The sequence below is a fragment of the Kribbella sp. NPDC023972 genome, assembly GCF_040639075.1.
Classification (GTDB): domain Bacteria; phylum Actinomycetota; class Actinomycetes; order Propionibacteriales; family Kribbellaceae; genus Kribbella.
Genome location: NZ_JBEZZH010000003.1, coordinates 399,957 through 422,502 on the forward strand (window position 1 = coordinate 399,957; position 22,546 = coordinate 422,502).

Here is a 22,546-nt window from a genome sequence, read left to right on the forward strand (position 1 = left end):
CTCCTCAGTCCAGGCCAGGAGGCCCGATGACCGACCAACTTGATCTGACTGTGTCCGGCCCCGACTTGACCGAGGCGCTGGTCAACCTGCAGTCGGTCAGCGGGACCGAGGAGAAGCTCGCCGACACGATCGAGACGGCGCTGGCGGCGTACCCGCACCTGAAGGTGTTCCGGCACGGCAACACCGTGGTCGCGCGGACCGACATCGGCCGGGACGAGCGGATCGTCGTCGCCGGGCACATCGACACCGTGCCGGTGAACGACAACCTCCCGGCCCGGCGCGCGGACGGCCTGATCCACGGGCTCGGCGCGTGCGACATGAAGGGTGGGCTCGCGGTCGGGCTCCGGCTCGCGGCCACGCTGCCCGAGCCCAACCGGGACGTCACCTATGTCTTCTACGACTGCGAGGAGGTCGAGGCCGAGCGGAACGGCCTGTTCAAGCTGACCCGGTCGAACCCGGAGCTCCTCGAGGGTGTCTTCGCGGTCGTGATGGAGCCGTCGAACGCGGTCGTCGAGGCGGGCTGCCAGGGCACGATGCGGGTCGAGGTCACCACCCGCGGCGAACGGGCTCACTCGGCCCGGTCCTGGATGGGGGTGAACGCGATCCACGCCGCGGGCGAGATCCTCGCCCGGCTGGCGGCGTACGAGCCGCGCCGGGTGCCGATCGACGGACTGGAGTACCGCGAGGGGCTGAACGCGGTCGGCATCCACGGTGGCGTCGCGGGCAACGTCGTACCGGATGTGTGCACGGTCGAGGTCAACTACCGGTTCGCGCCGAGCCGGTCGGAGGCGGAGGCCGAGGCGCATCTGCGGGAGGTGTTCGACGGGTTCGACGTGGTCGTCACCGACTCGGCGCCGGGCGGGTTGCCGGGGCTGGAGCGGCCGGCCGCGGCGGCGTTCCTGCAGGTGGTCGGGGGTGATCCCAAGCCGAAGTTCGGATGGACCGACGTGGCCCGGTTCTCGATGCTCGGCGTACCGGCGGTGAACTACGGGCCCGGTGACCCGCTGTACGCGCACAAGCAGGACGAGTTCGTCCCGGAGGCGGAGATCGAGCAGTGTGAACAGCGACTGAGAGCCTGGTTGACGGCGTAGGTACTCCTCGTAACCGGCCTCGCGTCGGCGAGCCCGGCATTGGTTCAGGTCCTAACCTGGACGCATGGCAGAACCCTCGATCCACCCCGACCGCCCGATCGGCCAGCAGCAGCGCGGGCCGGTCATGATGCGGCGCAAGCAGGTGCAGCAGTCGACGTCGGAGCAGCGGCTGCTGGACAGCCGCGGTCCGTCCGACTGGGTGCACACCGACCCGTGGCGGGTCCTGCGGATCCAGTCGGAGTTCATCGAGGGGTTCGGCATGCTCGCCGAGCTCGGCCCCGCGATCAGCGTGTTCGGCTCGGCCCGGACCAAGCCCGACGACCCGATGTACATCGCCGCGGAGGAGCTCGGCGGGAAACTGGTCGGTGCCGGTTACGCGGTGATCACCGGCGGTGGGCCGGGGGTGATGGAGGCGGCGAACAAGGGTGCCTCCGAGGCCGGCGGCGTGTCGGTCGGGCTCGGGATCGAGCTGCCCTTCGAGAACGGCCTGAACGAGTGGGTCGACATCGGGATGAACTTCCGCTACTTCTTCACCCGCAAGACGATGTTCGTGAAGTACGCCCAGGGGTTCGTGGTGATGCCGGGCGGGTTCGGCACGCTGGACGAGCTGTTCGAGGCGCTCACGCTGGCGCAGACGCGCAAGGTCACGTCGTTCCCGGTCGTCTTGTTCGGTACGTCGTACTGGAGCGGGCTGGTCGACTGGCTGAGCGAGACGATGCTCGCGGACGGGAAGATCTCGGCGGCCGACCTGGACATGTTCGTGGTGACCGACGACGTGGCCGAGGCGATCAGCTACATCGTCAAGTCCGGTGAACTGGCCGACGCGGCGGCGGAGGAGGCCGCGGCGGCGGCCGCCCGGGACGTGGCCGAGGCGGACCACCCCGAGGCCCGCGAACGCCGCGAGGCCCACCGCCTCGGCTCCGACGGCAGCTGAGGCTGAATCCGGGGCTGCAGCCCTCCGCAGAGGGCTTAGGCCGTGCCTGACGATCCCGCCAGCCACGACCTAATCCGGCTCCAATTGTGCGGGTGACTCGACCGGCATGGCACGATCGGTCCCGTGATGTGGTTCTTCGGGCTGGTCGTGGTGCTGTTGATCGGGGCTGTCGCGGTGGTGGCCTCGGGTCGTTGGGGTGCCATGAGTACGGCGTACGACGACCGGCCCGACCTCAGCGTCCCGGCCCGGCAGGCACTGACCGCCGCGGATATCGAGGCGACCCGGTTCGGCGTCGGCCTGCGCGGCTACCGGATGGACGAGGTGGACTCGCTGCTCGAGCGGCTCGCCCGCGAGGTGGCGGAGCGGGACCGGCGGATCGCCGACCTCGAGCGCGCGGTCTCGCCGATCATGGACGGACCCGGGTTCTCCTCGGGCACCGACTACGACCCGTCCGAGTTCGACGACACCGGCGTCCAGCAACCGATCCTGGTCGGTGGCGACTTCCCAAACCCGCCCGACGACCCCGACACCACGGAACAGCCCGCCGTCCCACAGCCCACCGACCCTGCTGTGGACTCGGCTGCTGACTCGGGTGGTGCCGGGCAGGAGACCGCGGAGGAGTCGGAGGAGCCTGACACCCGGGAAGTGCCGGTGACGGGGACCGCCGTCGCGGCCGACGAGTACGAACGCCTCCAGGCCGAGGCCCGTGCCCTCCTGGAAGCCCAATCCCACCCCGGTCCTCCCCGCCGAACCCCCGCAGAGACCCCCCGCACGGCGGACGACTCCCCGCAGGCGCAGTCCACCCAGCACCCCGACGCCCCAGCCAACCAGCAACCCCCCACCCTGCAGCAACCAGAGCCCTCGCCTGCCCCACAGGATCCGAGTGCCACCCAGCAACCTGACTCGCAGCAGCCGTACGAGCAGCAGGCCGACCCGTACGCCGCACCACAGCAGCCTGGCCCCCAGCCTTCTCACGAGCCGCAGCAGCAACCCGGCCGCGACGCCGCTCAACAGCCGCACCCCGAGCAGCCGTACGAGCAGCAGGCCGACTCGCATGCGGCACAGCAGCCCGAGCCATGGTTCCCGGCCGACCCCGCAGGCACCGAGCAGGTAATCCCTCCGGCCGAGCCCCAGCAGACCCCGCCAGCGCCACCGCAGGGCGCACAGCAGGCCCCGCAGAGCGCCCAACCCACCTCCACACCCCAGTGGGTACTGCCTGCCCCAGCCCCCCAGTGGCAACAGCAGTCAGCGGAGCCCACAGAGCCCTCAGACACACAGCCGTACTCCGAGCAGCCGCCAGCTCAGACTTATTCCGAGCACCCGCCCGTGCAGGCGACGTACGCCGAGCAGCCGGCCCAGGACTACTCGGAGCAGCAATCGGCCGGCCAGGCGGCGTACCCGCAGCAGGACTCCGGTCCGCAGTGGCAGCCTCAGGCCTCGCCTGCCCAGGACGCGTACGTACCTCTGCCGCCCACCCAGCAACACCAGGTATCCCAGCAGCCAGTGCAGGTCCAGCAGCACTCGGAGCCGACCCAGCAGTTCTCAGACCGGGAGCAGCACCAGCCCGAGCAGATGCCGCAGGCTCAGCAGCCAGAGCACGCCCAGCAGCGGCCGGCCGCTCAACCCCGGGCCGAGCAGCAGATGCAGCAGCCGGAGCAGCAGTACCAGGAGCAGGCTCAGCAGCAGTACCCGGGACAGGGCCAGCACCAGGCTCAGCAGCAGTACCCCGGACAGGGCCAGCACCAGGCCGAGCGGACGCATCAGCGTTCGGAGGAGCTTGGGCAAGGGCATGCTCAGGAGCAAGAGCAGCAGGCGTGGCAGTTCTGGCCGCCGGCGGACCAGCAGCCGGCCGCGCCGCAGTGGCCCGCGCAGGGGCAGCCGCCCGCAGGTGCACCGCAGAACAACAGTTATCCAACCCCCGAGCAGTCCGGTCAGCAGGCACAGCAGCAAGGCGGTTACGGCGCACCCGAACAAGGTGGCTACCAGCCGCACGAGCAAAGCCCACAGCAAGCCGGCCACCCAACGCCCGAGCAGCGCGGCTACTCAGCACCTGACCAAGCTGGCTACGCAGCCCCCGACCAAGGGGGTCACCAGGCAGCGCACCAAGGCGAGCATCGAGCCGCCCAGCCAGGTCACCAAGCGTCCCAGCAAGGCGAGCATCGAGCGGCCCAGCAAGCCGGCCACCAAACGGCCCACCAGGGTGAGTACCCAGCGGCTCAGCAGGGTGGATACCCGGCGCAGGAGCAAGGTGAATACCAGGCTCAGCAGGGTGAATACCAGGCTCAGCCGGGTGAGTACCAGGGGGAGCAGGGGGCACCGGAGCAGGGTGGTTATGAGCAAGGTGGGTATCGGGCACCTGAGCAGGGTGCGTATCAGCGGCCGAGCTGAATTGGTCGGCTGATGAGCACCGAGCGCACCTGCCACGCCGAGGCGTCCATCGGCCTGCCGCTGGATCCACAGGCGGCCTGGGACTTGGTGATGGACTGGGACCGGCAGTCCCGCTGGATGGTGCTCACCCGCGTCTGGGCGACGGACAACGACGGCATCGGTGTCGGCGGCGGCGTCGCGGCGCGAACTTCTGTCGGTGCTGTCGGGTTCACTGATCACATGGTCATCACGCACTGGGATCCGCCGCGCGACTGCACGGTGAAACACCTCGGCAAGCTCGTCCGCGGCACCGGCACCTTCACCATCACTCCCGCACCCCCGGGTGGAAGTACGTTCACGTGGTCCGAGGACGTCGTACCGCCGCTGGGGAGGCTTGGGACTGCTGTGTGGCCGGTGGTTCGTCCGGGGTTCGAGGTGATGATGCGGGCGTCGTTGCGGCGGCTGGTGCGGGAGATGGCGCGGTGACGGTGATCGGGCCGGACGGGCAGCCGCGGTGCGGGTGGGCGACTTCAGCGCCTGAGTACGTCGAGTACCACGACAACGAGTGGGGTCGGGAGATCCGCGACGACATCGGGTTGTTCGAGCGGATGACGCTGGAGGGGTTCCAGTCCGGGCTGTCGTGGATCACGATCCTGCGCAAGCGGGAGAATTTCCGGGCCGCGTTCGCGAACTTCGACCCGGCGGTGATCGCGAAGTACGGCGCCGACGACTTCGAGCGTTTGATGTCGGATACCGGCATCGTCCGCAATCGTTTGAAGATCAACGCGACCATCAACAACGCCCGCGCCTTGCTGGAGCTAGAGGAGGGCGAGTTCACCGAGCTGCTCTGGTCCTTCCAGCCGCGCAACCACGAAGCCCCGAAGACCCTCGCCGACGTTCCCGCCACCACGCCGGAGTCCGTCGCGATGTCCAAAGCCCTGAAAAAGAAGGGTTTCGTCTTCGTAGGACCCACCACCGCCTACGCCCTCATGCAGGCCACAGGCATAGTCAACGACCACCTCTCCACCTGCATAGCCCGCTAACCCGGACCCTCACTGAGGAGAAGCAGGCGGGCTGGGGGTGACCTGCGGTCCGCTGATCCGCCGCGCTGGCTGAGGAAAGTAGGTGGCGTCGGAGGCGATCTGCGGTCCGCTGACGCGCTGCGGTGGTTGGGAATGGAGCTGGCCGGGGTTGGCGAGGTGCCGACCTTCTGACCGTCCGCGGCGGTTGGTGCGGGCATGCCGGTGGGGGTGAGTGGCATAGGCCGTTGACTCGAAGGGGCAGGGATTTGGCGGTTTTGGGGGTCGCTGACAAGGTGCACGTGCAGGGGTCTTGTGCATCTGCTTCTTGCACTCAGGAATGTTGAAAATAAGGGAAGACAAACGGCTGAACGAGTTGTGCTCTGGGGACGGAACGTGATGAGGTATTCACCGGGCTCCCCGTCTGTCAGGTGGTTGTCCGGCCGTGACTCGCCCGGCCGGAACGCGGCCGGGGAGCCCACCAAACGTTCTATGGCGCGTGGTTCTCGCCGTCGGGGCTGAAGGCGGTGCGGAAGACATCCGTGTTCGTCAGTCCTGACACCTGCGGGCCGGTCTGCGTGGTGGTCAGGTAGACGTTGGCTTCCGCGAAGGGGTCGGCGGCATCGTCGTCCGCCGTACCGAACTGCCGGGTCCACATCCGGCCCCGATCCGGGGAGTACTTCGCCAGTACGCCGTCGAACTTGCCGATGCTCGTCTCCAACGCCCCATCGGTGAACCCGGCGACGTACACGTTGCCCGACTCGTCGACCGCGACAGCAGCACCCTTGTCGTTCCCCGTCGTACCGAACTGGTCCCGCCACGTCAGCACACCATCACCATCTACGCGTGCAACCATGACGTCCTTGTCACCGGCCAGCGCCCCGGAGAAATCGCCTGCTGTGTAACCCGTCAGGTAAGCACCACCAGCGGGATCGGCCGCCAGCCCCCACGCCTCGTCGGACGCGGGCGTCCCGAACTGCTTCAGCCACGCCGCCTCGCCATCGGGCGAGTAGCGGGTGACGAACCCATCGACCCCGCCGGACGGCGTACCCAAAGCGCCGGCCGTCATACCGGCGACATACACCGCCCCACCGGACACGGCGACCGCCATGCCCTTCTCCTCGCCGGTACTCCCGACTTGCCGAAGCCAGACCTGCCGACCGTCGCCGTCGAACCGCGCAAGGAACACATCCTTGTCCCCAGCATTCGCCCCGCCCAACGCACCCCTCGTGTAACCGCCGGCATAGATCGCCTCTCCGTCGACAGCCAACGAGTAGCTCCGATCAGCGACGCCCGGTACGCCGAACTGCTTCAACCACCGTTGATTCCCGGCCGCGTCGTACTGCACCACGAAGGCGTCATCCGTCGTGTTTCCCGCATGCGAGCCGTCGAGATCCCCGTTCGTGTAGCCGGTCACCACGATCCGTCCCCGCGCGTCCACGGCCACGCCGTACGCGCGTTCCGTCCCGGCCGTCCCGATCGAGCGCGTCCACTCGCGGGTCCCGTCCGGCGCGTACTTGGTCAGCACGACATCCTTGCCGCCCGCGTACGGCGTACCGTCGAGTGACCCCTCGATCGCGACCGCCTGATAAACGTTGCCTGAGGCATCGGTAGCGATTCCACCGGCCCGGTCCTCACCCGCCGTACCGGTCACCGTCGCCTTCATCGGTACGGCGGGCGGCTTGCCGACGTACTGGAAGATGTACTTCGCCCCCTCGACGAACGTCGGTCCCCAGACATCCCAGTCGTGCCCGCCGTCGACGACGCGGAACTCCGAGGTCAGGTTCGGCACCCGGACCGCCTGGTTGAACACGACATGCGCCTCGAAGTCCAGGTCGTGGGTGTAGTCGGCCGGCTTCGGGTTCCTCCACTCGTCGTCACCGACCGCGAGGTAGAGCTGCGACGGCAGGCCCTTCGCGGCGAAGGTCTTGAACGCGGCCGGATAGTTCGACCGCAGGTAGACGGCTTCCGAGAAGGGATCCTTACCCTTGCCGAAGGCACCGAACTCACGCGCGCTCGAGTCGGCCGGCGGCAGTGGGAAGTACACCGCCGGGCTGAGCACGATCGACGCGCCGAACACCTCCGGGTGCACCATCGCGTACCGCAGGGCGCCCGCGCCGCCCATCGAGTACCCGGCGATCGCCCGGCCGGTCCGATCCGCGATCGTCCGATACGACGCGTCGACGTGCGGCACCAGGTCGCGGAAGAACGCGGTCTCGACCGGCCGCCCGGGGTCCGCGCCGGTGTACGCCGAGTCGACGTAATAGCTGGCGCGGTTGCTCCACGGGGCGTCCGGCATGACCGCGATGGTCGGCGGGATCTCACCCGAGCCGATCAATTCGTCGAGCCGGCTCTTCAGTTGCGTCCAGGCAGCCATCGAGTCGCCCCGCCCGTGCAGGAGGTAGAGCACCGGGTAGCGCCGCGTGGAATCGCCGTACCCGGCCGGTAGGTAGACGTTGTAGTTGATGTCCTCGCCCAGCGTTGCCGACCGCACGCTCGCGGCGGTGATCACTCCGGGCTGCGTGGTCGCGGCCGGCTGAGCCGCGGACCCGGGTACGACGAAGCTCCCGACCAAGGTGGCGGCGGTCAGGACAGGCAGCAGCAGTTTCCTCACAAGCCAGTTTGTAATCGCTTACGTAAACGATTACAAGACCTCACGGCTGGGCCGATGACGGGTTATGTCACCGATGGCGCGTTGCAGCACGCCATCGGTGAAACAACCCGCCAGCCAGCTAGTGGGGGCAAGGAAGGGAGAGGCAGCCCGGGGAGGCAACAAGGGGAGGGGTTAGCGGCCGGTGAAGGTGGGCTTTTGTTTGGCTACGAAGGAGGCGACTGCGTTGCGGTGGTCTTCGGTGTCGCCGGTGAGTTCCATTTTGCCGGCCTCGAAGACCAGCGAGTCGGCCAGCGTATGGGTTGCGGAATACCGGAGCGACTGCCGCACCGCGCCGTACGCGACCGTCGGCCCGGCTGCCAGCTTCGCGGCGAGGTCGTCGACGGCGGATGAGAACTCGGCCGCTGGTACGACGCTCGTCGCCAGGCCGAGGGCCAACGCCTCGTCGGCGGGAACTGTGCGCGGGAAGTACAGCAGCTCGAGCGCCTTGGCGTGCCCGATCAGCCGGGGAAGCGTCCACGACACCCCGGTGTCGCACGACAGCGCGATCCCGGTGAAGGCGAGGTTGAACCCGGCCGTGTCTGCCACCACCCGGAAATCGCAGGCGAACGCCATCGACGCGCCGGCGCCGGCCGCGACGCCGTTCACCGCCGCGATCACCGGCTTCGGCATCTCTGCCAACGCCAGTGCGATCGGCGCGAAGTGGTCCGGCACTGTGCTCCACAGCGCGGCCGTGTCGTTCGCCTCCAGCAGCCCGATGTGCTCCTTCAGGTCCTGTCCGACGCAGAACGCCCGCCCGGTCCCCGTCAGTACGACGACGCGGACCGCCTGGTCCTCGGCGGCGGCCAGCACGCTGTCGCGGAGCAGGACCTTGGTCGGCGTGTCGAGCGCGTTCATGGCGTCGGGCCGGTTCAGGGTGATGGTGGCCACGCCATTGGTCACGGCGTAGGTGACGGAGTCACTCATCGTGGTCAGCTCCTTGACAATCGGTAAAAATTTCAGTGATGCATCAGGCAGTTGTCGACGAAACGCCCGGCCGCGGGGCTCAGTCGTTCGGCGTGGAAATCGAAGAACGCGGCCGCCCTGGTGCCGGCCCAGTCGTCCGGCAGCAACTCGGCCGGCAACCCCGGATCCCGGAACAGGAACTTGCGCCACTCGTGCACCAGTTCGGACCGTACGGCGAACGCCTGCTCGTCGGTCGTGTCGTCGCCGGCGGTCTCGACCAGCGCCTTCGCCTCGATCAGCCAGGCGTCGTACGACGCGCCGAGCTCGTCCAGTTTCCAGACCCGGCGGGCGAACTCGACGGCTCGCGAGTCGACCGGGGCCCGGAACCGGTCGGCCGCGATGCCTTCCAGGCCGAGAATCTGGTCGACCTCGGCGTCGTTGCGCAGGCCCACCCAGGCACCGTCGGACAGCGGAGCCCAACCCAGAAAGGCGAGTTGGCTGGCTAGTTGCTCGCGGCGACGGGCGTTCGGCACGTCCTGGAGGATGCACAGATGCCAGTGCCGGTCCCAGTCCCCTGAGCCGTTGCCCTCGGCTCCGGAACCGTTGCCCTCGGGGGTGGTGCGATAGATCCGGGCCGCCGCGTCGTCCAGCCGGCGACGCGCCCGGGATGTCAGCGCGTATCCGGGCTGGCCGTCGATCCGCACCGGTTCCAGCCACCCCTGGCGGACCATCCGCGACACCGCGGTGCGGACCGCCGGAGGGTGGACGCCGAGCGGGGCGAGGAGCCGGACCAGGGCCGCGACCGGGGCTCGACCACCTCGCGCGCGCAGGTGGTCGCCGTACAGGTCGAAGAGGGCTGAACGGGCGTGCACGTGCCTGAGTCTGCCGTATGGTGCACGGCTCTGGCCTGTGATCGGGAATAATGGGTTCTGATACACACTGCGATACGCGCCGACGGCGCATCACCGCACGCGCCGGAGACGGTACCAGTGCGGTGTCGTCGCTCAACACCGACACTGGGAAGGGGTGCGCGCATGGCGGCGATGAAGCCGCGGACGGGCGATGGTCCGCTCGAGGTCACCAAGGAGGGGCGGGGGATCGTGATGCGGGTTCCGCTCGAGGGCGGCGGCCGGCTCGTCGTCGAGCTGAACGCCGACGAAGCGACCGAGCTCGGCAACGCGCTCAAGGCCGTCGTCGGCTGAGCGGATCCTCCCGGGGTGCCCCCGCACTCCTCCATATCTACGCGACCCCGGTGGGTGCCTTTGGTGGCACCGGCCGGGGTCGTTACGGTTGGGCCGGGCGCTTTCTCCGCAACTTTTGATCAAACAGTGAGGTCCTCCTAGTGGCTCGCCGCAGCAGCAAGTTCGCGTTCCCCACCTTTCCGGCCGTGGCCTGGCAGCCCGGTCTGCCGGTGCACGGCGCCCCCACCTGGGTGATCGTGGTCGCCGACAGCGGCCTGCCCGCCGCCGCGAAGGACGCCGGGGAGCGGCTCGGCGTCGACCTCGGCCGGCTGCTGGAGGCACAGCAGGCGACCGGCTTCAGCCCGACCGCCGGTGCGACCGCGGCGTACCCCTTGCTGACCGGTGAAGTGACCGAGATCCTCCTGGTCGGGGCGGGCGACGGCAGCGCCAAGGACCTGCGACACGCCGGAGCGGCGATCGCAAGATTCGGCCGCGGCAAGGACGAGCTCACCACGGTGGTTGCCGATGGCATCGATGACGCGACCCTGCAGGCGCTCGCGGAAGGCGTCGTCCTGGGATCGTTCAGTTACACCCTGAAGACGGTCGACCCGGGTAAGCCGGTGGTCGCCCGGGTGACGCTGACCGACGGGTCCGACGCCGACCGGCAGGCCGTGCTGGACCGCGGCGTGGTGCTCGGGCGGACCGGCTGGCTGGCGCGCCAGTTCGCCACCACACCGTCGAACGAGAAGGACCCGGCCTGGCTGGCCGCGCGGGCGACCGAACTGGCCGCCGCGTCCGGTCTCGAGGTGACGGTCTGGGACGAGAAGCGACTGGCCGCGGACGGGTTCGGCGGCATCCTGGCCGTCGGCAAGGGTTCGGCGCGGCCGCCGCGCTTCATCCGGCTCGACTATGTCCCGGACGGCGCCGGCGACGACACGCCGTACGTCGTACTGGTCGGCAAAGGCATCACCTTCGACACCGGTGGGCTGTCGCTGAAGCCGCGCGAAAGCATGGTGTCGATGAAGCGCGACATGACCGGTGGCGGGTCCGTCATCGCCACCATGTCCGCGCTCCGCGAGCTCGGCGCGCAGGTTCGCGTGACCGGACTGGTCTGCGCTGCGGAGAACATGCCGTCCGGTACGGCGTACCGTCCCGACGACGTGATCCGGCACTACGGCGGCCGCACCACCGAGGTCAAGAACACCGACGCCGAAGGCCGGCTCGTCCTCGCCGACGGGATCGCGTACGCGGCCAAGGAACTCCAGCCCGACGTCATCGTCGACGTCGCCACCCTCACCGGCGCGATCAAGGTCTCCCTCGGCTCGATGTTGTACGGCGGCCTGTTCGCCACCGACGACGCCCTCGCGGACAACCTGGCCGACGCCGGCCGCGTGTCGGGCGAGGAACTGTGGCGGATGCCGCTGCCCGCCGAGTACCAGGAATTGATCGCGACCCCGATCGCCGACTCCGTCAACAGCTCCAAAGGCCCCGGCTCGATCACCGCCGCCCTCTTCCTGAAGGCCTTCGCCGGGGGCATCCCCTGGGCCCATTTGGACCTGTCGTCCATCGCGGAATCCCCGGCCGACCGCTTCGAATACACCCACGGCGCCACCGGCGCCGGCGCCCGCCTCCTCACCACCTGGCTGACCTCAGAATCCCCCACTGCCGGAATCAGCTAAACCGCACGGGCCCGGCCAGTCCGTCCCACGCGTCCATTCAGCGAAGGCACCGTGGTGTCGCCTGAACCTGCGATCGGGGGGATTCGAGGTGGGCGATTGGTACACCACCGGGAGGATCTATTCGCCCGGCGAGAGAAAGTCGGTGGACTTCACATCTCCACCAATGGTTCTATCGCTGTGCCATGACTGGGGTTGTTACGGAAGCTGAGATTGCCGAGGGCCTCGGTTCGCTCGGGCTGGACTCGACGTCGTCGGTGCTCGTGCATGCGTCCTTGCGGTCGTTCGGGCGGGTTGAGGGCGGGCCTGAGGCCGTCTGTCGTGCGCTGCTCGGGACCTGTGGGACGGTGATGATGGTCTCGGGGACGTGGGAACAGACGGGGGTGCCTGCTCCTCCGGGTTTGGTTCGGCCGCAGAACACCTACTACAACGCAGCGAGTTGGGCAGCCTTTGACGAGGAGCTCGAGAACGCGGTCCCGTTCACACCGGACCTGCCTGTCGACCCGTGGCTTGGACGAATTGCCGAGGTCATGCGGCTGGGGTTTGCGCATGAGCGCAGTACGCATCCGTTGTTCTCTTTCCTGGCGGTTGGTACGCACGCGCGACAGTTGATCGAGGCGCAACGGCTTGAATGGCCTCTCGGGCCGATTGATGCTCTTGCTGAGCTCGGTGGGCACGTCCTGCTGCTCGGCGTCGGGCACACGTCGAATACGACGATTCACCTGGCTGAACAGCGTCTGGGGCGGTCGCGCTTCTATCGGTACGCCAAGGTGGCACCTCAGGCATGGGCAGAGCTGCCCAATGTGTCGGGCGCGAGCCACACATTCGACGAGATCGAACCGGAGTTGCGCCCGGTCACGGCTGAGGTGCGGATAGGCGACTGCCGGGCTCGGCTGATCGCGGTGGAAGACGTGCTGAGCTGCGCGACCCGACTCATCGTGGCCGATCCGGCGGCTTTGCTGTGCGAGGACCGCGACTGCCGATGCGGAGCCGCACTGGAACAACGGCTGGCCGTCCTCCGCGGCTGAACGCTCGCCGAGACCCACCTCCACCCGGGTGAAACGCTATGCCGTGAGGTGGTTGGGCTGAGAGGGTTGGGGGATGGGGACGGTTTTTGAGGCTGTTGGTGGGGCCGCAGGGGTGCTGCGGCTGGCTCGGGCCTGGCATGAGCGGGTGATGGCGGACGAGGTGGTGAGTCACGCGTTCAGTCATGGGTTTCGGGCGGATCACACGGAGCGGTTGGCGGCGTACTGGGGTGAGGCGCTGGGTGGGCCGGCGGTGTACTCCGAGATCTACGGAGATGAGTCGTACGTCGTCCGGATGCACAGTGGGAACGGGCCGCATGAGGAGATGGATCGTCGCGCCATCGCCTGCTTCGACCAGGCCTTGATCGATACGGATCTTGCCGCAGACGACAAGCTGCGCGGGGTGCTGCATGACTACTTCAGTTGGGCGACGACGGTCGCGATGTCGAAGTACCACGGATCCGCAGCCGATGTCCCGGCCGGCTTGTCGATCCCACGCTGGTCCTGGGACGGCCTGGTAGGCGACTGAGAGCAGGAACGGTCGACGGGTTTGGCATCGAGTCAGCACTGGCTAGGCCGCGATCGAGTTGAGCTCCGTGATTGCCTCGTCGGGGAGGAGCAGATCGGCGGCTGCGGTGTTCTCTCGGAGGTGGGCGAGTGACGACGTCCCCGGGATGACGATGCTGGTTGCGGAGCGTTGGAGGAGCCAGGCCAGAGCGACCTGTTGTGGGGTGGCGTTCAGGCGGCTGGCAACCTTGGCCAGGGTCTCGGACTGCAGTGGGGTGAAGCCGCCGAGGGGGAAGAAGGAGGCGAAGGCGATGTTCTCGGTGGCGCAGAAGTCGACCACGTCGTCGCCGTCGCGCTGCACCAGGTTGTAGAGGTTCTGGACGGTGACGACCGGGGCAATGGCCTGGGCCTCGCGGATCTGCGGGATCGTGACGGCGCTTAGACCGAGGTGGCGGATCAGGCCTTCCTGCTGCAGTTCGGCGAGTGCGGTGAAGGACTTCTCGATCGAGTCCTCGCTGCCGCCGTGTTCCGCGGCTCGCAGGTTGACGACGTCGAGGACGTCCCGGCCGAGGTGGTCGAGGTTCTGGTGGACCTGGGCCTTGAGCTCGTCCGGCTCGAGCGCCGGGATCCAGCTCGCGTCGTCGCCGCGCCGGGCGCCGACCTTGGTGACCAGCACCAGGTCCTCCGGATACGGGTGGAGCGCTTCCTTGATCAGTTCGTTGACGACGGTGGGGCCGTAGAAGTCGCTGGTGTCGATATGGGTGATGCCCAGTGCCACGGCTTCCCGCAGTACGGCGATTGCCTGGTCACGATCCCTGGGCGGTCCGAAGACACCCGGGCCCGCGAGTTGCATGGCGCCGTACCCCATCCGGGTGATGGTGAGGTCGCCGCCGAGGGTGATGGTTTTGGCTGTCATGACGTCCACTGTTCCGCTGGCCCGGCAGGCCTGGGAGAGCCCTGCTGATCCTGGGAGTGACAGACCCAGTCACCGCCCCGCGGCCGCGGCTACGGTGGAAGGCATGGAGAGCACGAACGCGCTCGGTGAGTTCCTCCGGGCCAGGCGCGAGCAGGTCCAGCCGGAGGACGTCGGGATCCGCAGCATCGGGCTGCGGCGGGTGCCGGGGCTGCGGCGCGAGGAGGTCGCGATGCTGGCCGGCATCAGCGCGGATTACTACTTGCGGCTGGAGCAGGGGCGGGACCGCAACCCGTCGGTCCAGGTGCTCGACGCGTTGGCCGACGTACTGCGACTTGACCAGGACGCCACGGCGTACCTGATCGGGCTCGCCCAGGAGCGTCCACGGGCTGTCCCGAAGTCCCGCCAGCGGCCGAAGGTCGAGCAGGTGCCGCCGAGCATCCTCGAGCTGATCCACAGCTGGACGGATCATCCGGCGTACGTGCAGAACAAGTACACCGACGTGCTGGCGGTCAACGCCCTCGGGCAGGCCATCAAGCCGAGCCTGCGGGTGGGGATGAACCTGCTGTCCTCGATCCTCCTCGACCCGGCGGAGCGGGCTCTGCACCGGGACTGGGAGGACCTGACCGAGGAAGGCGTCGCCGTACTGCGGGCAGAACTCGGGGCGGACGTGGACGATCCGCGACTCGTCGAACTGGTCGGTGACCTGTCGGTCCGCAGCGAACGCTTCCGGCAGCTGTGGGCCCGCCACGACGTGCGGCCGAGGCGCGGGCGGACGAGCCTGCTCACCCATCCGCAGGTCGGCGACATCGAGCTGCAGAAGAACAAACTCACCATCGGCGGCACCGACACCATGACGCTGGTCGTCTACCACGCCACCCCAGGCACCCGCGACGCCGAGCTGCTCGCCCTGCTGGGCAGCCTCACCGCGTCCAGCGAGGAGGTGCCGGAGCGGAGCAACCAGCCAACGGACTAGCCCGCGAAAGCGCTCAGGACAGGGCGACCAGAGCGGACGGATCGGCCTAGCCGAGCAGGGAGGTGTAGAGCTGGATGGTGCGGTCGGCGACGGCGTCCCAGCCGAACTGGGAGACGGCGCGCTCGCGGCCTGCCTTCCCCATCGCGGCGGCCTTCGCCGGGTTGTCGACCAGCTCGTTGATCCCTGCGGCCAGCCCGCGTTCGAACGCGTCGATGTCGTTCTCGTCGTACGGAACCAGCGTGCCGGTGACGCCGTCGTCGACGACCTCGGGGATGCCGCCGACCGCGCTCGCGACGACCGCCGTCTCGCACGCCATCGCCTCCAGGTTGACGATGCCGAGCGGCTCGTAGACCGACGGGCAGCAGAAGGCGAGCGCATGGGTCAGCACCTGCCGGACGTCCTCGCGCGGCAGCATCTCGGAGACCACGAAGACGCCGTCGCGGGCCGCCTTCAGGTCGTCGATCAGCGCGTCCGTCTCCGCCTTCAGCTCGACCGTGTCGGCGGCGCCGGCCAGCAGCACCAGCTGGACCGACGGGTCCAGCCGCAGACCGGCCCGGAGCAGGTGCGGGACGCCCTTCTGCCGGGTGATCCGGCCCACGAACGTCACGTACGGCCGGTTCAGGTCGACCCCGAGCCGCTCCAGCACGTGGGTCGCCGGGTCCGGGCGGTAGAAGTCGGCGTCGATCCCGTTCGAGATCACGTGCACCTTGTCCGGGTCGATCGCCGGATAACAGTCCAGTACGTCGTCCCGCATCCCGCGACTGACCGCGACCACGCCGTCGGCCTCCTCGTACGCCGTACGCTCGGCCCAGCTGGACAGCCGGTAACCGCCGCCGAGCTGCTCGGCCTTCCACGGCCGGCGCGGCTCCAGCGAGTGCGCGGTCACCACGTGCGGTACGCCGTACAGGAGCTTGGCCCAGTGGCCGGCCATGTTGGCGTACCAGGTGTGGGAGTGCACGAGCTGCGCGTCACCGACCGCGGCGGTCATGGTGAGGTCGGTGGAGAGGATGCGCAGGGCCGCGTTTGCCTGCGGCAGGCGCGGGTCGTCCTCGGAATGGGCGGTCGCGCCGTGGCGTGGCTCGCCCATGCAGTGCACGTCCACGTCGAGCAGGCGGCGCAGCTCGCGGACCAGGAAATCCACGTGCACCCCCGCCCCGCCGTACACGTCCGGAGGAAACTCACGCGTCAAGATGGCGACCTTCATGAGCCCGACCCTAGAGCATGTCTACCGGCCCCGCGCGTGCTGCGCGGCACTCGGCACGGCATCTCGCCGCACTGGAGCAAAGGCCACGATGGAAACCACATCGAGGCCTTCACTCCAGCACACCGAGCTACCGCACCGAGCACCTGCTCGCGACTGCGCGGGGCCGGCAGACATGCTCCAGGACATCACGACGTCCGTGTCGGTACCCAGAAGCGGAGCTTTCCGTGTCGTTCGTCCTCCAGTTCGCCGCCGGCGGCCTGGATCACGCGGCGGGACGGGATGTTGTCGGTGTCGCAGGTGAGCAGGGCCGGGTCGATGCCGAGGCCGGCCGCGATCGGGAGGGACTGGGCCAGCATCTCGCTCGCGTAGCCCCGGCGCCGGGCCGACGGGCGTACGACGTACCCGATGTGGCCGCCGAGCTCCAGCAGGGCCGGGGTGAGCCGGTGCCGGATCGCCAGCCGGCCGAGCCACTCGATGCCGTCGACGAACCAGAGCATGGTCTGGTGCACGATGTCCGGCGGCATCACCGACTCCGGCCGGGCGTCGGCCTTGAGCGCCTCGACCAGCCGGGCGAACTCGGCCGGATCCTCGGCCTGCTCGCGCGACCACTCCTGCTCGCCGCCCGCGTAGGCGTGAACCCCCATCCAGTGCCCGTCGTCCGGCCCCATCTCGTCCCACGCGGCGAGGAACGAACGGTGCACGGAAACGGTGGGTTCGGTGAGGATCGGCATGCACTCAGTGTGGCGACACTCGCAAGCGTCTTATGCGACGAGGCTTCGAGGACTAAGGTGCGGACATGGCGAAGGCACCCAAAGTTCTCGGAATCGTGCTGGCCGGCGGCGAAGGGAAGCGGTTGATGCCGCTGACGGCGGACCGGGCCAAACCGGCCGTGCCGTTCGGGGGCAGTTATCGCCTGATCGATTTCGTCCTGTCCAACCTGGTCAACGCCGGGTATCGCAACCTGTTCGTGCTGACCCAGTACAAGTCGCACTCGCTGGACCGGCACGTGACCATCACCTGGCGGATGTCCACCCTGTTGGGCAACTTCGTCAGTTGCGTGCCTGCCCAGCAGCGGCTCGGGCCGCAGTGGTACCAGGGCAGCGCGGACGCGATCTACCAGTCGATGAACCTGATCGACGACTTCAGGCCCGACATCATCGTGGTGTTCGGCGCCGACCACGTGTACCGGATGGACGCCTCCCAGATGGTGGCGGCGCATCTCGAGCGCGGGAACGGCGTCACGGTGGCCGGGATCCGGGTGCCGCGGGTGGAGGCCACCGAGTTCGGCGTGATCAAGACCGGTGCGGACGGCCACGTCATCGAGGACTTCCTGGAGAAGCCGGCCGATCCGCCCGGGCTGCCGGACTCGCCGGACGAGACGTTCGCGTCGATGGGCAACTACGTGTTCAGCGCCGACGTCCTGGTGGACGCGCTGCGCCGGGACGCGGCCAACCCGTCGTCGCGGCACGACATGGGCGGTGACATCGTCCCGCTGCTGGTTGCCGAGGGCAAGGCCGGCGTCTACGACTTCAAGGAGAACGACGTACCGGGTGCGCTGGATCGGGACCGCTCCTACTGGCGCGATGTCGGATCGCTGGACTCCTACCACGAGGCGCACATGGATCTGGTCTCGATCCAGCCGGTGTTCAACCTCTACAACTCCGACTGGCCCATCTTCACCTCGCACCCGCAGCTGCCGGGCGCGAAGTTCACCGACAACGCGACCGTCGGCGAGTCGATCATCTGCCAGGGTTCGATCGTCTCCGGCGCCTGCGTGGACCATTCCGTGATCGGCGCCAACGTCATCGTCAGCTCGGGTGCGACGATCGAACGCTCGGTGATCATGGACAACTGCAAGATCGGCGCGAACGCCGTACTGCGGAACGTCATCCTGGACAAGAACGTGGTCGTCCCGGACGGCGTCGAGATCGGCGTCGACCCCGATTACGACCGCGAGCGCGGGTTCACCGTGTCCAAGGGCGGCGTGACCGTCCTCGGCAAGGGTCAGGTGATCGAGCCCGCCCGGACGAAGGGCCAGGTCGCCGAGGCGTGACCGCGCTGGAGGAGGAGGCGCTGAAACTCGATGCCGCGGACCCCGGGCACCGGGACCTGTTCGACGTACCGCCGGCCCAGGGCGGCGACTGTCCCGAGGTCGCGTACTTCGCCGGCAACTCGCTCGGCCTGCGCCCGAAGGCGACCAGGACGGAGCTCCTCGAGGATCTGGACGCCTGGGCCGCGCTCGGGGTCGAGGGACACCTCGAGGCCGGCCGGCCGTGGCTGCCGTACCACGAGCTGCTGACCGGCCCGGCCGCCCGTCTGGTCGGTGCACTGCCGACCGAGACCGTGGTGATGAACTCGCTGACGGTCAACCTGCACCTGCTGATGGTCTCGTTCTACCGCCCGACCCGGTCGCGGCACCGGATCGTGATCGAGGACTCGGCCTTCCCGTCCGACAGCTACGCGGTGCGTTCGCAGGCCCGCTTCCACGGGTACGACGCTGAGGACGCGATCATCCGCCTCCGGCCCCGACCCGGTGAGGACTGCCTGCGTACGGCGGACGTCGTCGAGCAACTGGGTGGCGATGTGGCCCTCGTCCTGCTCGGCGGGGTGAACTACCTGACCGGCGAGCTGATGGACATCCCGACGATCACCGAGGCCGGTCACGCGGCCGGAGCGGTCGTCGGCTGGGACCTTGCTCACGCGGCCGGGAACGTGCCCCTGTCGTTGCACGACTGGGGTGTGGACTTCGCCGCCTGGTGCTCGTACAAGTACCTGAACGCCGGACCGGGTGCGCTGGCCGGTGCCTTCGTGCACGAGCGGCACCTCGGTGGTGAGCTGCCGCGCTTCGAAGGCTGGTGGAGCACCGAGGCGTCGACACGGTTCGAAATGGCGCCGGAACCGCGCCCGCCCGCGTCCGCCGACGCCTGGCAGGTCTCGAATCCACCGATCTTCTCGATGAGCCCGGTCCGTACGTCGCTGGAGATCTTCGACCGGATCGGCATGGATGTGCTGCGCGAACGCAGTCTGCGACTGACGGCGTACCTGGAGAAATTGCTGGCCGAGGTGAAGGTCGGGCGCATCATCACGCCGGCCGATCCCGACCGGCGCGGCGCGCAGTTGTCGCTGCGGATCGCGGGCACGCTGCGGGCCGGTGAGCTGGCGAGGCGGCTCCGCTTCGAGTACGGCGTGATCGCGGACGCCCGTGAGCCCGACGTACTGCGACTGGCTCCGGTGCCGCTGTACTCGACGTACCACGACTGCTGGCGCGCGGCGTCGGCACTGACCGAGGTGGTGCCGGCGTGAAGATCGCGATCGTCGGGGCAGGGCTGACCGGCAGCCTGCTCGCCTGTTTCCTGGCCCGGCGCGGGCTGGAGGTCACGCTGTACGAGCGCCGGCCGGATCCGCGGACCGGGCCGGCCGAACGCGGCCGGTCGATCAACCTGGCGATCTCCGAGCGCGGGCTGGACGCGTTGCGGCGGATCGGGCTGGTCGACCAGGTGATGGCGGACGCGCTGCCGATGAGGGGACGGATGATCCATCCCGTCGAAGGCCCGCTGGACTTCCAGGCCTACTCGGCCGGCGGCGACCGGGCGATCAACTCGATCAGCCGCGGTGCGCTGAACAACGCGCTGCTGTCCGCTGCGTCGGATGCGCCCGGCGTGTCCGTGCTGTTCGAGCACAGGCTGGTGGAGCTCGACTCGGCCGCCGGGCGGATGGTGTTCGCGACGCCGTCCGGAAAGGTCTCGGCCGAGGCCGATGTGGTCCTCGGTGCCGACGGCGCCGGCTCGGCGGTGCGCGAACAGTTGCTTGCCGAGGGCATCGTGGCCGAGGACGTCGACTTCCTCGACTACGGGTACAAGGAGCTGTCGATCCCGGCCGCCGAGGGGCAGTACGCGCTGGATCCGGGCGCGCTGCACATCTGGCCACGCGGTACGTCGATGATGATCGCGCTGCCGAATCCGGACCGGTCGTTCACCTGCACGCTGTTCTGGCCCTCCGGCTCCTTCGACGCCCTGACCTCACCTACCGAGATCGAGCGGCACTTCGCCGGGCACTACCCGGATCTGTTGCCGCTGGCACCGAACCTGGTGGACGACTATCTGAACAACCCGGTCGGCGTGCTCGGCACGGTGCACACCCTGCCGTGGCAGGCACACGGGCGAACGGCGCTGATCGGTGACGCCGCCCACGCGATCGTCCCGTTCTACGGCCAGGGCGCGAACTGTGCCTTCGAGGACGTGGTCGAGCTGGATCGCTCCCTCGACGACACCGGCGGTTCGTGGGCCCGGGCACTACCGCTGTTCGAGGCGCGCCGGCGGGAGAACACCGAGGCGATCGCGGAGATGGCGCTGGCGAACTTCGTCGAGATGCGGGACAAGGTGGCATCCCCGGTGTTCCGGCTGACCAAGCGGATCGAGCACACCCTTGAGCGGGCCTTCCCGGGCAGGTACTTCTCGCGCTACGAGCTCGTGTCGTTCTCCACCACGCCGTACGCCGAAGTCCAGCGGCGGGTACGGCGTCAGCAGCAGGTGCTGGGGGCGGGAGCGGCGGTCGTGGCGGGCCTGCTCGTCGGGCTGGCAGGCAGGAGGCGGCGATGAGTCTGTGGTCGCCGGAACTCCTGACCGGCCAGCCAAGCTCCGTCGGCCTGTTGAGGAACTTCGTCGGCGGCGAGTTCGTGGCGGGCGGGTCGACGTTCGCCAAACTCAGCCCGGTCACCGGCGAGCAGATCTTCGACGTCTGCGAGGCGTCCGAAGCGACCGTGGACGCTGCCGTGCAGGCGGCTCGTGCCGCGTTGCGTGGTCCGTGGGGACGGATGAGCGAGCAGGAGCGGGCGGTCGTACTGCGGCGGGTCGCGGACGGGCTCGAGCGTCGCTTCGCCGACCTGGTCGCGGCCGAGGTCGGGGACACCGGCAAGTCGATCAGCCAGGCCCGGACGCTCGACATTCCCCGTGGCGCGGCGAACTTCCGGGCCTTCGCCGACTTTGCCACGACCGTACCGACCGAGTCGTACACGACCGTGTTGCCGGACGGCCGCCGCGCGCTGAACTACGCCGTACGCAAGCCCGTCGGTGTGGTCGCGATCATCGTGCCCTGGAACCTGCCGTTGCTGCTGCTCACCTGGAAGGTCGCGCCGGCGCTCGCCTGCGGCAACGCTGTGGTGGTCAAACCGTCCGAGGAGACACCCGCGTCGGCGACCGTGCTGGCCGAGGTAATGGCCGACGCCGGCGTACCCGCCGGGGTGTTCAACCTGGTGCACGGGTTCGGGCCGTCGTCGGCGGGGGAGTACCTGACCCGGCATCCAGGAGTCGACGCGATCACCTTCACCGGCGAGTCCGCGACCGGTACGGCGATCGCCAAGGTGGCCGCGGACCGGGTGAAATCGGTGTCGTTCGAGCTGGGCGGGAAGAACGCCGGGCTGATCTTCGCCGATGCGGATCTCGACGCCGCGGTCGAGGGCTCGGTCCGGTCCGTCTTCACCAACGGCGGCCAGGTCTGCCTCTGCACCGAGCGGCTGTACGTCGAACGGCCTGTGTTCGACGAGTTCTGCACTCGCCTGGCCCAGCGTGCCTCCGAGCTGACCTACGGCTGGCCCTCCGACGAGGCGACGATGAACATGCCGCTGATCTCGAAACAGCACCGCGACAAGGTGCTCTCGTACTACGACCTGGCCCGGGCCGAAGGCGCACAGGTTCTGACCGGTGGCGGCGTACCGAGCTTTGGTGATGCCCGGGACGGTGGTTGCTACGTGCAACCGACCGTGGTCACTGGCCTGCCGCCGGACGCCCGGACGAACACCGAGGAGATCTTCGGGCCGATCTGCCATCTCGCCCCCTTCGACACCGAGGAGGAGGCGTACGCACTGGCCAACGGATCCGACTATGGGCTCGCGGGAACCGTCTGGACCCGCGACGTCGGCCGCGCGCACCGGGCGGGCGCCGCACTGGAGGTTGGCCTCGTCTGGATCAACACCTGGTTCCTGCGCGACCTGCGCACCCCCTTCGGCGGCATGAAGCTCTCCGGCGTCGGCCGCGAAGGCGGCCGCCACTCCCTCGACTTCTACTCCGAACCCACCAACGTCTGCGTGGAACTGACCTGA

The 22,546-nt window shown here is 68.8% G+C and carries 20 protein-coding genes; 14 read left to right on the forward strand and 6 right to left on the reverse strand.

Annotation, left to right across the window (positions count from 1 at the left end; translation table 11 throughout):
- Positions 1-26 precede the first annotated feature (26 nt).
- The 5 genes from dapE (at position 27) to AB0F43_RS15075 (ending at position 5,435) form a co-directional block, all read left to right on the forward strand.
- Positions 27-1,091 carry a succinyl-diaminopimelate desuccinylase gene (gene dapE / locus AB0F43_RS15055; RefSeq protein ID WP_360475698.1) on the forward strand — a complete coding sequence of 355 codons (1,065 nt, stop codon included), beginning with the start codon at positions 27-29 and terminating at the stop codon, positions 1,089-1,091.
- A gap of 64 nt (positions 1,092-1,155) precedes the next feature.
- Entirely contained in the window at positions 1,156-2,025 is an 870-nt protein-coding gene (locus AB0F43_RS15060) for a TIGR00730 family Rossman fold protein (RefSeq protein ID WP_360475701.1), read from the forward strand.
- A gap of 126 nt (positions 2,026-2,151) precedes the next feature.
- Positions 2,152-4,413 (forward strand): DivIVA domain-containing protein, encoded by a 2,262-nt coding sequence (locus AB0F43_RS15065; protein WP_360476799.1) that lies wholly within the window; start codon positions 2,152-2,154, stop codon positions 4,411-4,413.
- Between the two features lie 12 nt (positions 4,414-4,425).
- Positions 4,426-4,878: an SRPBCC family protein gene (locus tag AB0F43_RS15070; RefSeq protein ID WP_360475704.1), complete on the forward strand. Its 453-nt coding sequence runs from the start codon at positions 4,426-4,428 to the stop codon at positions 4,876-4,878.
- Positions 4,875-5,435: a DNA-3-methyladenine glycosylase I gene (locus tag AB0F43_RS15075; RefSeq protein WP_360475707.1), complete on the forward strand. Its 561-nt coding sequence runs from the start codon at positions 4,875-4,877 to the stop codon at positions 5,433-5,435. The genes AB0F43_RS15070 and AB0F43_RS15075 overlap by 4 nt, the downstream gene beginning before the upstream one ends.
- 466 nt (positions 5,436-5,901) lie before the next feature.
- Here AB0F43_RS15075 and AB0F43_RS15080 read toward each other — a convergent pair whose 3' ends face one another.
- The 3 genes from AB0F43_RS15080 to AB0F43_RS15090 form a co-directional block, all read right to left on the reverse strand.
- On the reverse strand, positions 5,902-8,025 hold the full coding sequence (locus AB0F43_RS15080) for an alpha/beta hydrolase-fold protein (protein WP_360475710.1): 2,124 nt from the start codon (positions 8,023-8,025) through the stop codon (positions 5,902-5,904).
- Positions 8,026-8,196: 171 nt separating this feature from the next.
- Complete coding sequence (locus AB0F43_RS15085) at positions 8,197-8,988, reverse strand: enoyl-CoA hydratase-related protein (protein WP_360475713.1); 792 nt, start codon at positions 8,986-8,988, stop codon at positions 8,197-8,199.
- 32 nt (positions 8,989-9,020) lie between these two features.
- Positions 9,021-9,839, reverse strand: coding sequence for a PaaX family transcriptional regulator C-terminal domain-containing protein (locus AB0F43_RS15090; RefSeq protein WP_360475716.1), 819 nt, complete (start codon positions 9,837-9,839; stop codon positions 9,021-9,023).
- Between the two features lie 162 nt (positions 9,840-10,001).
- Between AB0F43_RS15090 and AB0F43_RS15095 the strand changes: the two genes are divergently transcribed.
- The 4 genes from AB0F43_RS15095 to AB0F43_RS15110 all read left to right on the forward strand — a co-directional run bounded on the left by AB0F43_RS15095 (position 10,002) and on the right by AB0F43_RS15110 (position 13,378).
- The gene (locus AB0F43_RS15095) at positions 10,002-10,169 is read left to right on the forward strand and encodes a DUF3117 domain-containing protein (protein WP_012923066.1); all 168 of its coding nucleotides are present in this window, start codon (positions 10,002-10,004) and stop codon (positions 10,167-10,169) included.
- 140 nt (positions 10,170-10,309) lie between these two features.
- On the forward strand, positions 10,310-11,827 hold the full coding sequence (locus AB0F43_RS15100) for a leucyl aminopeptidase family protein (protein ID WP_360475719.1): 1,518 nt from the start codon (positions 10,310-10,312) through the stop codon (positions 11,825-11,827).
- Positions 11,828-12,009: 182 nt separating this feature from the next.
- Positions 12,010-12,852: an AAC(3) family N-acetyltransferase gene (locus AB0F43_RS15105; protein WP_360475722.1), complete on the forward strand. Its 843-nt coding sequence runs from the start codon at positions 12,010-12,012 to the stop codon at positions 12,850-12,852.
- Between the two features lie 73 nt (positions 12,853-12,925).
- On the forward strand, positions 12,926-13,378 hold the full coding sequence (locus AB0F43_RS15110) for a group II truncated hemoglobin (RefSeq protein ID WP_360475725.1): 453 nt from the start codon (positions 12,926-12,928) through the stop codon (positions 13,376-13,378).
- 42 nt (positions 13,379-13,420) lie between these two features.
- Here the strand turns inward: AB0F43_RS15110 and AB0F43_RS15115 are convergent, their stop codons facing one another.
- Positions 13,421-14,272 carry an oxidoreductase gene (locus AB0F43_RS15115; RefSeq protein WP_360475728.1) on the reverse strand — a complete coding sequence of 284 codons (852 nt, stop codon included), beginning with the start codon at positions 14,270-14,272 and terminating at the stop codon, positions 13,421-13,423.
- Between the two features lie 103 nt (positions 14,273-14,375).
- Between AB0F43_RS15115 and AB0F43_RS15120 the strand changes: the two genes are divergently transcribed.
- Positions 14,376-15,245: a helix-turn-helix transcriptional regulator gene (locus AB0F43_RS15120; RefSeq protein WP_360475731.1), complete on the forward strand. Its 870-nt coding sequence runs from the start codon at positions 14,376-14,378 to the stop codon at positions 15,243-15,245.
- Between the two features lie 46 nt (positions 15,246-15,291).
- Here the strand turns inward: AB0F43_RS15120 and glgA are convergent, their stop codons facing one another.
- Together glgA and AB0F43_RS15130 are read right to left on the reverse strand one after the other, a co-directional pair.
- Positions 15,292-16,449 (reverse strand): glycogen synthase, encoded by a 1,158-nt coding sequence (glgA, locus tag AB0F43_RS15125; RefSeq protein WP_360475734.1) that lies wholly within the window; start codon positions 16,447-16,449, stop codon positions 15,292-15,294.
- A 185-nt stretch (positions 16,450-16,634) separates the two neighbouring features.
- Positions 16,635-17,180 carry a GNAT family N-acetyltransferase gene (locus AB0F43_RS15130; protein ID WP_360475737.1) on the reverse strand — a complete coding sequence of 182 codons (546 nt, stop codon included), beginning with the start codon at positions 17,178-17,180 and terminating at the stop codon, positions 16,635-16,637.
- A gap of 65 nt (positions 17,181-17,245) precedes the next feature.
- On the opposite strand from AB0F43_RS15130, the gene glgC reads away from it, so the two are divergent.
- From glgC to AB0F43_RS15150, 4 genes are read left to right on the forward strand one after another with little or no spacing between them, the layout of a single operon-like run.
- Complete coding sequence (gene glgC, locus AB0F43_RS15135) at positions 17,246-18,502, forward strand: glucose-1-phosphate adenylyltransferase (protein WP_360475740.1); 1,257 nt, start codon at positions 17,246-17,248, stop codon at positions 18,500-18,502.
- Complete coding sequence (gene kynU, locus AB0F43_RS15140) at positions 18,499-19,752, forward strand: kynureninase (protein ID WP_360475743.1); 1,254 nt, start codon at positions 18,499-18,501, stop codon at positions 19,750-19,752. The genes glgC and kynU overlap by 4 nt, the downstream gene beginning before the upstream one ends.
- Positions 19,749-21,047, forward strand: coding sequence for an NAD(P)/FAD-dependent oxidoreductase (locus AB0F43_RS15145; protein ID WP_360475746.1), 1,299 nt, complete (start codon positions 19,749-19,751; stop codon positions 21,045-21,047). The genes kynU and AB0F43_RS15145 overlap by 4 nt, the downstream gene beginning before the upstream one ends.
- Complete coding sequence (locus AB0F43_RS15150; protein ID WP_360475749.1) at positions 21,044-22,546, forward strand: 2-hydroxymuconic semialdehyde dehydrogenase; 1,503 nt, start codon at positions 21,044-21,046, stop codon at positions 22,544-22,546. The genes AB0F43_RS15145 and AB0F43_RS15150 overlap by 4 nt, the downstream gene beginning before the upstream one ends.